The following is a 13,027-nucleotide window of genomic DNA, read 5'->3' on the forward strand; positions in this document are numbered from 1 at the left end:
TTGCTTTGTAAAACAATGATTAGCAGCAGATAAACACAATACAATTTTGATTTATTACACCCTAATCAGACAATTGTGCCAATGAAAAACATTTTTACCATATTAACAATCATACTCTTACCTTGCCTATTTTGCAATGCGCAAGATATACTGCTTAATACCTCATTTGAAGACTATTCAACCGGCAATATAGACAAACAAAACAAATGGAGTGTGACCAAAGGATCCGCAACAATTGTTCAGGATCAATCTTATAGCCATACAGAAACTAACGGAATAAAATACACATCGGCTTCGGGCGCTCAAATGGATCATATTGCTTATACAAAAGCAGAAACAGGATTAACCGGAGAAGTATATGTAGACTTTTGGATAAAAATAAATTCTATTTCCACCGGTGCTTTAAGCATCACGGGTTACGACCTTGGCTCGAAAGACAGTAGAAGCTTTATGATAGAATTCTCTGCCGATGGTAAAATAAAAGTCTACAGCGGAAGCAGCGGATCATCAACAATAAAACCAACCTACACCTTAGGACAATGGAATCGGATATCTTTCAAACAAAATAACACTACCAAAACATACCAGTTTGCGCTGAACGGAAATGCATACACCGACGCATTACCCTTTAGGGAAGTAAGGCAAGAACCGATTGATTACCACTCGATCCGTTTTCTTCAATCGAGCGGAACCTTTGATGTAGCAATTGATGATATATACATCGGTTCTAACCCAATATCCGACATCGATTTTCAAGGAGGAGATCCGGGAGACACAAAGCAATATACACTGTCAATCAATCAACCTCAGAATGCAACGATCAGCATTTCGCCCGAACCTGTTGACGGAAAATATACAGAAGGAACTAAAGTTACAGCTAGTGTAACCATCAGCGATCTATGTAAGTATCGGTTCAACAAATGGACCGGCGACCTGTCTGCGACTTCATATCCCACCACTTTTACGATGACAAAGAATATGACAATCGGCGCAGATGTATCGGAAATTCCGGCAGAAGGAACTGTTCGCAATGTGAAAACTTATGCAGAACTAAAAAATGCTCTTTCTGCAATGAATCCTGGCGATATTATAGAGTTGGAAGACGGAACATACTCCGGCAATGGGCTCACTGTTACCCAAACAGGATGTGAAACACGACCTATTATTATAAGGGCAAAAAATATAGGACAAGCAAGACTAACGGGTAAACTCAATTTTACACTTCGCAACATCAGCCATGTAACTTTCGAAGGACTAATCTTCGATCTGGATGCTCTGTCAACCATTTTTAAGATGGAAGGGTGTAGCTATGTCCGCATCACCAAAAATGAATTCAGGATGAAGAAAGAGTCTGACGGACAAACCTCAAAGTGGATAACGATAGGCGATGTCTGGGACAATGCGGTTTGCAGGAGTCATCACAACAGAATAGATCATAATCTATTCGACGGAAAATACGACGGAGGAGCATGGGTTGTAATAGATGGAGCTCACGGAACAAGCCCCGGTGATATTTCTAAATATGACGTAATAGATCATAACCATTTCAGAAACAATACTCCGAGGGTTGCAAATGAAAAAGAAACAATACGCGTTGGGGTAACAGACCTAACGCCTACCAGTGCATATTGCACAATAGAATATAATCTGTTCGAAAATTGTGACGGCGACCCGGAAGTGGTTTCTATAAAATCGTGCGACAATCTGGTAAGGGGCAATACATTCAGGGGTTGTTTGGGTACTGTTTGTCTACGTCAAGGCTCTCGCAATACGGTAGACGGAAACTATTTCTTTGGAGATGCGAAAGAGGTTGACGGAAACGGTTGTGGCGGAGTTCGTGTATACGGGATCGATCATAAAATTATCAACAACTATTTTGAAGGATTGACAGGCGAAAAATGGGATGCAGCCTGCACCATAACAAATGGAGATGTATCAAATCCGTCTTCCAGTTGGAGCTCTCACAATATTCCCGAGAATGTGGTTTTTGCATTCAATACGTACATCAACAACAAATCGGATATTGAAATCGGCTTCAACAATGAAGGAAAATACGGAAAAGTACCAAAAAATTGCCTGATAACCAACAATATATACATCAACAATGAGAACCCGATAGTTAAAGTCCACAATGCTTCGTCTTTGGCAGGTGTTTCATTCTCCAATAATATAATGTATGCAACCGAAAACGGCAGCATTGGCACGAGTTTAAATGACGCTCAGGCAAAACAGATAGACCCCGGGCTTATAAAAACGAACTGCAAAAATCCGGGAGAAGACTGCAACAATTTATTACCTTACAACACCTATAAATTAGACCGTTACAGCCCGGCCATCGATGCTGCAACATTAAATTCGGATTATTCAACACTCGATTTTGAAGGACAACCCAGAAAAGGGAACAAGGATATAGGTGCAGATGAACGTAGCGACGAGGCTATTTCTAACGGCATATTAGGTATTGAGCACGTAGGTCCGCATGCAATTGATTTTGAACTAACATTTACCTCCGGTATCGATACTAACAAATCTTCGTCTCAAGTCATCGACTGTCAAGTTATAAATAAAACACTAAGTATCAATTTCTTCAATAAAAACAACGCCAATACAACTATAAAAATATCTAATCTGAACGGAACAATCATAAAATCTTTTTCGGCTTATTCTTATTCGGGATTGAATAATATAACAATTCCTCTACAAGAACAACCGGCAGGAGTTTATTTACTAATTATCAACAACAAAGAATACGAAGCCAGCCGTAAATTCATTTTAAAATAATATCATAAAACCATGAAAAAGTTATTATTCGTCATCAGTGCACTATTTATTTTCGGCCTATCCGGGTATGCACAAAAAACAGTATACAACTTCAACGATAAAAGCTGGGGAGAACCTGTAACCGAGCGTCCCGAAGCCGGATCATTTACAAGCACGATAGTGAAAGACGTAAAATTCAATCATGCACAACTTTTCCAAAAAGAAGGAAAAGGTACAATTCGCGTGATTCTGGATAAGAAATCTACAAAGTCAAATATCGAGTTCCCCGAATTTGAAAATGCAAAAGAGGTAATCATAGAAGCATCAACAGGGTCGGAAGGAAAGACTATGTCTGTGGAGCAAAAGGTTTTGAACAAATGGGTTGAAGTTGGGGAGCCTACCATACTGACTAAACAAAAAGCATTCTATTCTTTTTCTTTAGACGAAGACGCCACTCAGATAAGGATATCGAACCCAACCACAAGTGCTCTGTACATCTATAAAGTGACAATAAAATAAAAAGCAATCACCTTTGATATAATTATTAACAATTTAAGAATTACGATTATGAAAAAAATTTTACTTTCAACATTCGTCCTTTGTGCATCTATCTTTAGCATTAATGCACAAGTTATAAAAAATGATTTTACAACAGGACTTAATATCGGGGCAAAACTTGAAAAAGGAGAATATACATCAACAACACAAGGAGAAGAAAATCCGATAAAAGCAAATCAATGGAACAGAACCGGAAAAACAGGCGATGGCAATCAGGGAGGTACTTCCCCTCTGGTAATAGCCCCTATGACGTATGCGGGATATGTGGAATCGGGTGTAAGCAATGCTATACAACTAGCCAGATTTGAAAAAGTTGAAAGTGTTTCACCTTCACGCTTCTCTATATATTCATTAACTAACAGCAGTGAATACACAGAAGGTACTTACTATGTGGCTATGATGGTGAATGTTGAAGAAGTTGCTTCTTCTGCAGGTGCCGACTTCTTCATGCTCGACGGCAACTATACTGCTAATAATCAAAGAGCTAAAATTTTTGTAAAGAATGCAGCAGAAGACGCCACTAAGTTCGTTTTTGGTCTTGCTGACGATAGCAGCTCACCAGCAGTGACTACATCAGCAGAATATAACAAAGGAGAAACATATCTTCTTGTATTGGCATACAATTTCGACGCAAAAGGTGTTGTCGGATCTAACGGTATACAACTATTTATAAATCCCGACATTACAGCAACATCTGCCCCCGCAACTCCTACAATTGCTACTGATGTGAAAGCAACGTCATTAGCAGTGCTAAGAGGTTTAACGGTAAGACAACGCACAACAACTAAAATACAAATCGGAGGTATCCGTTTTGCCGATTCTTGGGGAGGTGCAGTAAAAGGTACACAGTCATCAATCAACGAAGGCAATATGGATAAAGGCAACATCATCTCAACAAAATATTTTGACATGAAAGGGATTGAGGTTTTAGAACCTGCTACATCTAATATATATATCCAAAAAGATGTATATGAAAACGGTTCTGTCGAAACATCCAAGATTGTTAAATAAAACACAAATCAATACAAATAAAAAAAATATTACAATGAAAAAGATTTTACTAACAGGTCTTACTTTATTTTTAGGTATGACGGCAGTTAATGCCCAATTAATAAAGAATGATTTTCTGGATGGTTATTCTATTGGAGATAATTTAGAAAAAGGAGAATATACATCTACAACAAATGATCAGGAAACTAATCCGGTCATGATTCAATGGAATCTTACAGGGAAAAGTAACTCATCCGGAAAAAATGACAACAGAGCAGGGAATAGTCCCTTAATTACAGATATCCTTAGCTATCCTGGATATATTGAAACAGATCAATTGAGTTTTGAATTATTGAAGCTCAACAGTGGAGAAGGTCGTACCACAGGGTACTCTTTAACTAGTGATAATACCTATAAAGATGCGACTTATTATGTTTCATTCTTAGTTAATTTTTCAAACGCAGGAGCATCCACTCCCACAGACTTTCTTGCACTAGAGGGTAATTATTATTTAAACACTCAAAGAGCAAAAATTTGTATTATAAAATCAGGTGGAGGCTTTAAGTTTGCATTGCTTGAAAGCAATGGTACTGCCGCAGAATCGACAGATGTATATCAATTAAACACAACATATTTATTAGTGTTGAAATATGAGTTTAACGGTAAAGTACAATTATTTGTAGAACCAGCAATAAATACAACAGAACCAACTTCAACACCTTTAGAGTATACAATTTCATCTGGCGTTAACAGTATTAGAGGCATTACAGTACGTCAAAGATCAAATTTCGCAGCCAAAATAGGCGGACTTCGTTTTGCTCAAACATGGAATGATGTTCTTGGATTAGTAGAAACTCCTGCTATATCTGAAGCTACAGCTATTACAACCGATGGTTTCACAGCAAACTGGACTCCTGTTGTAAATGCAACAAACTATAAAGTAACAGTATACCAAGGCTCTACACCAGTTGGCACACACGAAACTACGGAAGGTCAAGATGCAAGTAGTTTAACTATTACCGGATTAGAAGAGCTAACACAGTATACTTATACAGTGACAGCGTTGAACGAAACCAATAATTACTTCAATTCGGACGAATCTGTAGAATCAGATCCATTTACAACAAATGCAACCAACTCTATTGATTCAAGCGCTGCTGATAAAGGTATAATTATTTCAACCAGATATTATAATTTAAATGGAATAGAAGTAAACGAACCATCTGTTTCAAATGTATATATCAAACAAGATATTTACGAAGACGGTTCCATTACAACTTCCAAAACGTTCAAATAACATATAATATCATTTAAATAGGTATTGGGTATTATTTATTTTCGCAAAAAGCTGGCATTTCTTTCAGATGTCAGCTTTTTTATAATATTATCTCTTGCTTTGTTGTGCGTGTGAGTATATGGGGGGCGTAGGCGGGGACACGTTAAGCGAAAAACCTTAGCTTTTTTAATTTCAGACAGAAGCCAAAGCCTCTCCCATCCTATCTCCGATTTGTCTGCACCACCTTATCGGCACGCTTCGAAGCCATAGCTTCCGGGTGATGTCCTGTCCTTAATAGTATAAAACACCAATTTAAACAGATGTTTAAAAATTAACAATTAAACACTTGTTTAAATCAAATATTCAAATTACTTTTATCGAAAATAAATAACTATCAAACCGTCTAGACTTTTTCGTTTTATTCAATTTTGTCATCCTGAGAGTATCGAAGGATCTGTTTTTTAGATGTTTCACTACGTTCAACATGACAAAAACTCAAAAATTAAGTATAATTTAAAAAGTCTAGATGACTTCTATCAAAAAAAAGACATCATGGAAAAAGATTCATCAACAGAAGAAAAAATAAAGGAAGCCGCCAGAAAACTATTTCAGAAAAAAGGTTATGAAGGAACAAAATCGAGAGAAATAGCGGAAGAAGCAGGTATTAACTTAGCCTTACTCAATTATTATTATCGCAGTAAAGAAAAACTTTTCGATATAATCATGGCAGAAAGCGTGAATGAAATGTTCGCCTTTATGATGGAAATCGCTGATGATCTTAATACAAGTATAGAAGAAAAAATATACTTAATAACTAATAACTATGTAGACTTAATTAAAGGGAACCCTCATCTCCCGCTATTTGTTCTACGGGAGATTCAATCAAATCCGGATAAATTCATTGAAAAGAGCAACATTAACAGAAATTTCATCCGCAACAGCACATTATATAAACAATTGGACGAAAGAAGTAAAATTAAAAATCCAGATCCATATTTTCCTCTTCAGGTTTTTATAAACATTATATCAATGGCCGTTTTTCCTGTTATTGCGAAACCTCTTTTGACAAAAATAAACGAAATGACAGAAGACGATTACCAAACATTCTTAGAAAAAAGACGCACACTCATTCCGCAATGGATAGAAATGATGTTGGATCTGAAAGATGAATAAAGTCATGAAAATAAAGTATTTCATATTACTGGGAATATTGCTCTACGCCGCTTCTAGTCTGCCCAAAGACTAGCCATTGCCTCATCTACACCTCGGCGAACGCTATTTCTCAACAAAGAGAAGGATCTGTTTTTAGAATACGAGATTGTCAACTAATTACTGATAACTGTCATGTGTTCTTCAGATACTTCCTATCATCAGCAAGACAAAACAACCACTGACTCAAATTAACAATTTTTATTTATTTTCTCTAAATAAAAAAAGAACAAATACATAAAGACCAGAACCATAACAGGAAACAGGAAGTAATATTTTAACATTTGTCATAAAACTAATACTTTTTTTTATGTTTCAAATGTTTTTTTATTGCTATATTTAAGATTTTAACAATGTTAACGACAATATTGAAAGAAAAACATAAAATAAAATAGCTTACTTTTGTATTAAAAGCTAACTATTTATCTTAAATAGAAGTTTAAAAGCAGGTGATCTGTCTCAAAAACTAAACGAAATTTGTGTATGAAAAAAGTTTCTCTATGTATTGTGTTATTACTATCATTTTCATTCAACTCCTATGCCTCAAATCCATTTAAAAAATTAGTTGAAGAAGCTGTTGAAAAAGCAAAAAATGATAGTACATCAACTCCTAAAAAGAAATATGAGGATATAATAAAAGACTCTAAAACAAAGAAGGGTCTATTTACCACTCATTTTTCGAAAGAAAATAAGCTATATCTCGAATTCAACGATTCGGCTCTAGAACATACATATCTACTTTCGAACCGAATTGCATCAACCAGCAATACACACGATTTTGTGGCAGGTCAAATGGCTACCCGGCCTATGGTAATACGTTTTTCGAAAGACCAGAAAAATGTATACCTGCATAAAGTGCAAACAGACAGCGAAGTAGAAAAAGGGTCTTCAATAGAATCTTCTTTCGAAAAGAACTTTTTCGATCCGGTTATCAAAGGTTTTCCTATTGTTTCCGAAAACGGAGAAAACATTGTTATTGATGTCACATCATTTTTTGGTGACAATGAGAAGTGTATCAGTCCCATAAAGCCGGACAGCCCTCTTGCCAAACTACTTGGAGGCTCTTCAAACCTGAAAGGGACATTTGTTTCGGATGCCTCAAGCGTGCAGGAAGTAAAAACATTTGTAAAAAACATTGAGATACGCAGTATGCTGACATTCACCACTACTCCACTCAATGAGCCTTATACTGTGGTTATGAACCGCTCGATTATTCTTCTACCCGATACGTTGATGAACAAACGCTTACAAGACAATCGGGTTGGATTTTTCAGCTCCGACAGAAGTTTATATACAACCAAACAAGATAAAGTTGTGCCATACACCTTTATTCATAAGTGGAATTTGCAACCCAAACCCGAAGATAAAGACGCATATTTCAGAGGTGAACTGGTTGAACCTGTAAAACCAATTGTTTTCTATGTAGACAGCGCATTCCCCGAAAAATGGAGAGTGGCAGTAAAACAAGGAATTGAAGACTGGAACATGGCTTTCGAAGTTGCCGGATTCAAGAACGCCATAAAGGCAGTCGATTATCCGAAGAATGACCCTGATTTCGATCCTGACGACATGCGGTACAGTTGTGTAAAATATGCAACCACGCGCACAGCTAATGCAATGGGTCCAAGCCACATAGACCCCAGATCGGGAGAAATACTTACAGCAGACGTCATCTGGTATCACAACATCTTATCGCTGCTACACAACTGGCGATTTGTTCAAACAGCTTCTGTCGATCCTCGTGTTCGCAAAAGTGTGTTTGACGATGATGTAATGCAAGAATCGATGCGCTATGTATCATCTCACGAGATAGGGCATACAATCGGGCTAATGCACAATATGGGAGCAAGTTACTCTTATCCGGTCGATTCACTGCGCAGTCCGTCTTTTACTCAACAATATGGCACAACGCCAAGTATAATGGACTATGCACGTAACAACTTCATAGCTCAACCCGGAGATATGGAAAAAGGAGTAAAACTAACACCGCCAATATTAGGTGTTTACGATATTTTTGCTATCAATTGGGGATACAGGCTAATCCCGAATGCAGAAACTCCCGAAGATGAAAAACCAATCCTTACATCGTGGATTGAAGAAAAGAAAAATGACCCGATGTATGAATTTGGTGCACAACAATTTTTCGGAACCATCGACCCTACCGACCAAACAGAAGACTTAGGTAATGATCACATCAAAGCAGGCGATTTGGCTATCAGCAACCTGAAAATCGTGATGCAAAATCTGGAAGACTGGACGATGGAAAGAGGTGAACGTTTCGACAATGTAGAAAGCACATACCAGCAGGTTGTCCGTCAATACGGACGACATCTCCGCCACGTACTTCCATACATAGGAGGTGTGAACTTCAAAGAAATCAGACAAGGTGATTCCGACGCCGATGCTGCGAAAAAATATTTTGACAAGAAGGAACAAAAAAGAGCTATAATCTGGCTTGTTGATCAGGCAAGAACCTACAACGACTGGCTGACTCCACCTAACCTGGCAATGAAAATCGGTATAGACCTGAATGCCAACGATAAGTTACAAAACGCAGTAGTTGGCGGATTGTTCAACACCGGAGTTCTCTATCGCATCACCGAAAGTGAAAAAATTGATCCTGAAAACAACTATTCTCTCAATGAATATGTGAACGATGTTGTTGCCGAAATATTTAAGCCGACACATAACAATAAAGCATTAAGTTCGGCAGATATCAATCTTCAAACTTCTGCCATAACTTATATGATAAACGGAAGCGGATTAAAACAACCGGAAAAGAAAGCATCTTCTATTTTAGGAGCTTACGAAGAATTCGTCTTAGCGATGGACGAACCAACACTTCCTTGCAATCATTCGGCATTGGAGCACAGTGATCATGACGGACATTCTTTTCTGAGAATCAACTTCGGACTGTCTACATTGCCCGCAATGTCATTAAATCCATTAATGACCAGTCAATTGAAGAATGTATTGAACCTATATAAGAAAAAAAGGTCGTCAGTTTCTGATGCAACAACAAAGAACTACTATGAGTATCAGATTCTTAAACTCGAAAAACTGTTTAAAGATTAAGAGAAAGTTATAATCTTTAAATTATAACATATAAATTACATCAATTACAAAATATATTGCTAATGAAAAAATTGATATACACTTTCATACTATTCCTCTTTTCGGTGGGTTTAGTAGCACAGAATGTTTCAATAAAAGGGAAGATTTCTGATACACGAGGCGAACCCATCATCGGAGCAAGTATAAAGCTACTGGACGGCAAGATGATAGCTGTTACCGATATTGACGGACTTTTTAAAGCTGACGTTCCTAGCAAACCCGATCTTATATTAACGGTTTCATACATGGGATATCAATCTCAGAATGTGAAAGTAGCAGGAAAAACGGAGCTCAATATCGTACTGAAAGAAGACGCTCAGAAACTGGATGAGATAGTGGTTATCGGTTACGGAACACAAAAGCGTTCATCCCTTACCAGTTCTATCGAAACTATAAATAGTGACGACCTTCTGAAAGTTCCTATCACAAATATTGATCAGGCTCTTGCCGGACAAGTTGCAGGAATGAATGCCATGTCAATGAGTGGCGATCCAAGTTCGGGACGCGAGGCAAATATAAGCATCCGGGGAATATCAAAAGATCCTTTACTCGTGATTGATGGTGTACCTCGTTTCGGAACAGATACTTCCAACAGCGAAACCCGATTATCGGACTTGAATCCGGACGACATAGAAAGTATCTCCATCCTTAAAGATGCCGCTGCCTCCGCCGTATATGGAGCCAGAGCTGCCAATGGAGTTGTACTTGTAACAACTAAACGAGGGAAAGGCAACAAAAAAGTAAAATTAAACTACAGGGGTCAGTTCAACCTGCAAAAAGCGACTAAACTCCCTGAATTTCTGAATGCTTACGAATTTGCCAAGCTTTTTAACAGAGCAGTTGAAAATTCGCCTGATGCAACTTATACACCTTATACAGATGAACAATTGGAAATGATCCAAACTCATTCCAATCCGAACGTGTATGGAGACAATAATTTGATGGATTATCTGAAAGATTATGGTTATTCAACCACCCACACCCTTTCGGCAACAGGAGGTGGAGAAGATATTACATACTATATTTCGGGAGGTTACGTAAACACTCGGGGTTTATATAGCGGGATAGGACGAGACAGGTACAATTATTCAATGAAGTTGGATGCCAAATTGATGAAAGGGTTGACATTGTCGGTAGACATGATGGGTACACGATCTGAATATAAGTATACAACTTCCGGAGCCTTAGATGCTGCATATAATTTCAGGCCAACACAGACATTACAGTTCACCGACGGGCATCTGGCCAGTATCAACAGTTCCAATCCTCTTATAGGAATAAAAGGGTTGGGAGGATACACAAAAAACAAAGGAAACCTTAACACCTTATCAGCTAATCTTAAATATGATTTCTCGGGCATAAAAGGGCTTTCCACATATCTAAGAGCAACTTTTGACACCAATAACAGCATAATCAAAACGCAAAAGAATCCGGTTGCCCTCTACACATACGATGAGAAAACAGGAGAAATAAGTGTGGATGAAAAAACGATATACCCCGACGCAACCGGTACACTGACTGAAAGAGATCAGAATCTTGACAACAGGTTGCTGGAAGCCGGTATCAATTACAATAACACATTTGCAGCCAAACACAATGTATCGGGCATGTTGGTTGCAAACTATCAGGAAACTAAGTCCAGATATTTCAGTGGAATAAATGAAAACATGACCAGTTCATATCCTGAAATTATCGGAACCAATATTTCCGGAAAACTGAACGGAGATGAATTTTACACTGAAAGAGCTTCGTTAATAGGCCGTTTTACTTATGGATATGATTACCGATATTTTTTCGAAGCTAATTTCAGGGTGGATGGATCTACTAAATTTCACCCTGACAATAGGTGGGGATTCTTCCCTTCGGCCTCGGCTTCTTGGATATTATCGAATGAGAAATTCTTTAAAGATTGGAAACAAGACGCTATTTCAAACATCAAATTCAGAGGATCAGCAGGGCTTCTCGGCGATGATGGGTTAGTAAATGAGTATTCATATCTAATGGGGTATATAGCTACTTCCAACGATGGTTATAATATAGGGGGCAAGTATAATCAGGGAATTATCATGGCCGTGCAAGAACTTCCCAACATAGAAACTCAATGGGCAAAAAGAGAAGATTATAACATAGCTGCCGATCTTGGTTTTTGGGATAATAGATTTGGATTAACGTATGAGTACTATTGGAGGTATGAAACTAATATGTTACAGCCGGTTTCATCCTACAATTACCCGCCATCGTCAGGTATTGGAGGCAGGCTTCCATATCAGAACTTTGGAAAAATGAAAGTCTGGGGGTGGGACTTGACATTTAGCCACAAGAATGCCATAGATAAAGTGAAATATAATATTGATCTGACTTTATCCAAATTTACGGATAAATGGCTGGATTACGGGAACGAATCTAACCAACTCGAAAATCTCAGAAGAAAAGGCAAAGGCCGTTTTATGACTTGGGTATATGAAGCCGAAGGGCTGTTCCAATCGTGGGAAGAAATAGAAAATCTGGATTATGACCAAGACGGAAAAGGGAATACAACCCTGGCTCCGGGCGATATCAGATACAAAAACCAGAATCCGGACGAAGACAAGGTTATAGATGAGAAAGATCAGATAGCCGTGAAAAGCTCTAATTATCCCGACTTATCAATTGGGTTGAAATTGGGTGTTAATTACAAAGGATTCTTTATGAATGCACTGTTTCATGGTGTTACGGGATATAAAAAATATATCAATGATATCTATACTCTCGAAAGCAACAGCTTGCAACGTTTCCAAAAATATCATCTGGAGGAAACATGGACAGAAGATAACCCAAATGCAAAATATCCCAGGATAAAATTTGCGCCCACAACCGATAACAATCGGAAAGCATCGACTCTGTGGATAAGAGAATGTGACTTCTTGCGCCTCAAATCTCTATCTATCGGTTATGCAATGCCCACTCATATAGTAAAAAAACTGCGTCTCAGTTCCCTGAGTATATCCTTGCAAGGAAGCAATTTATTTACCATATCGTCACTAAAAGATATGGACCCCGAATCGCAACGAGGATATCCCATTCAACGGAGCTATGGAGCTAGTCTAAGTATCGGTTTTTAAGGTATAACAGAAAAGAAAT

General features: G+C 37.9%; 7 protein-coding genes. All 7 read left to right on the top strand.

Annotated features, from left to right (window positions below; genetic code table 11):
- Window positions 1-81 precede the first annotated feature (81 nt).
- The 7 genes from D0T56_RS08335 (at window position 82) to D0T56_RS08365 (ending at window position 13,008) form a co-directional block, all read left to right on the top strand.
- Complete coding sequence (locus tag D0T56_RS08335; RefSeq protein ID WP_163319677.1) at window positions 82-2,781, top strand: chondroitinase-B domain-containing protein; 2,700 nt, start codon at window positions 82-84, stop codon at window positions 2,779-2,781.
- Window positions 2,782-2,793: 12 nt separating this feature from the next.
- Window positions 2,794-3,279, top strand: coding sequence for a hypothetical protein (locus tag D0T56_RS08340; RefSeq protein ID WP_163319678.1), 486 nt, complete (start codon window positions 2,794-2,796; stop codon window positions 3,277-3,279).
- 48 nt (window positions 3,280-3,327) lie between these two features.
- On the top strand, window positions 3,328-4,329 hold the full coding sequence (locus D0T56_RS08345; RefSeq protein ID WP_163319679.1) for a hypothetical protein: 1,002 nt from the start codon (window positions 3,328-3,330) through the stop codon (window positions 4,327-4,329).
- Window positions 4,289-5,605, top strand: coding sequence for a fibronectin type III domain-containing protein (locus D0T56_RS08350; RefSeq protein WP_163319680.1), 1,317 nt, complete (start codon window positions 4,289-4,291; stop codon window positions 5,603-5,605). The genes D0T56_RS08345 and D0T56_RS08350 overlap by 41 nt, the downstream gene beginning before the upstream one ends.
- Window positions 5,606-6,136: 531 nt before the next feature.
- Window positions 6,137-6,757 (top strand): TetR/AcrR family transcriptional regulator, encoded by a 621-nt coding sequence (locus D0T56_RS08355; protein ID WP_163319681.1) that lies wholly within the window; start codon window positions 6,137-6,139, stop codon window positions 6,755-6,757.
- A 519-nt stretch (window positions 6,758-7,276) separates the two neighbouring features.
- Complete coding sequence (locus D0T56_RS08360; RefSeq protein WP_163319682.1) at window positions 7,277-9,868, top strand: zinc-dependent metalloprotease; 2,592 nt, start codon at window positions 7,277-7,279, stop codon at window positions 9,866-9,868.
- A 62-nt stretch (window positions 9,869-9,930) separates the two neighbouring features.
- Complete coding sequence (locus D0T56_RS08365; protein ID WP_163319683.1) at window positions 9,931-13,008, top strand: TonB-dependent receptor; 3,078 nt, start codon at window positions 9,931-9,933, stop codon at window positions 13,006-13,008.
- The last annotated feature ends 19 nt before the right edge of the window (window positions 13,009-13,027 follow it).

It is taken from the genome of Dysgonomonas sp. 520 (assembly GCF_010501095.1).
GTDB lineage: Bacteria > Bacteroidota > Bacteroidia > Bacteroidales > Dysgonomonadaceae > QVMP01.

Coding starts and splice junctions, on each gene's coding strand:
- D0T56_RS08340 (WP_163319678.1), top strand. CDS start 2,794: ATGAAAAAGTTATTATTCGTCATCAGTGCACTATTTATTTTCGGCCTA.
- D0T56_RS08355 (WP_163319681.1), top strand. CDS start 6,137: ATGGAAAAAGATTCATCAACAGAAGAAAAAATAAAGGAAGCCGCCAGA.
- D0T56_RS08360 (WP_163319682.1), top strand. CDS start 7,277: ATGAAAAAAGTTTCTCTATGTATTGTGTTATTACTATCATTTTCATTC.
- D0T56_RS08345 (WP_163319679.1), top strand. CDS start 3,328: ATGAAAAAAATTTTACTTTCAACATTCGTCCTTTGTGCATCTATCTTT.
- D0T56_RS08365 (WP_163319683.1), top strand. CDS start 9,931: ATGAAAAAATTGATATACACTTTCATACTATTCCTCTTTTCGGTGGGT.
- D0T56_RS08350 (WP_163319680.1), top strand. CDS start 4,289: ATGAAAACGGTTCTGTCGAAACATCCAAGATTGTTAAATAAAACACAA.
- D0T56_RS08335 (WP_163319677.1), top strand. CDS start 82: ATGAAAAACATTTTTACCATATTAACAATCATACTCTTACCTTGCCTA.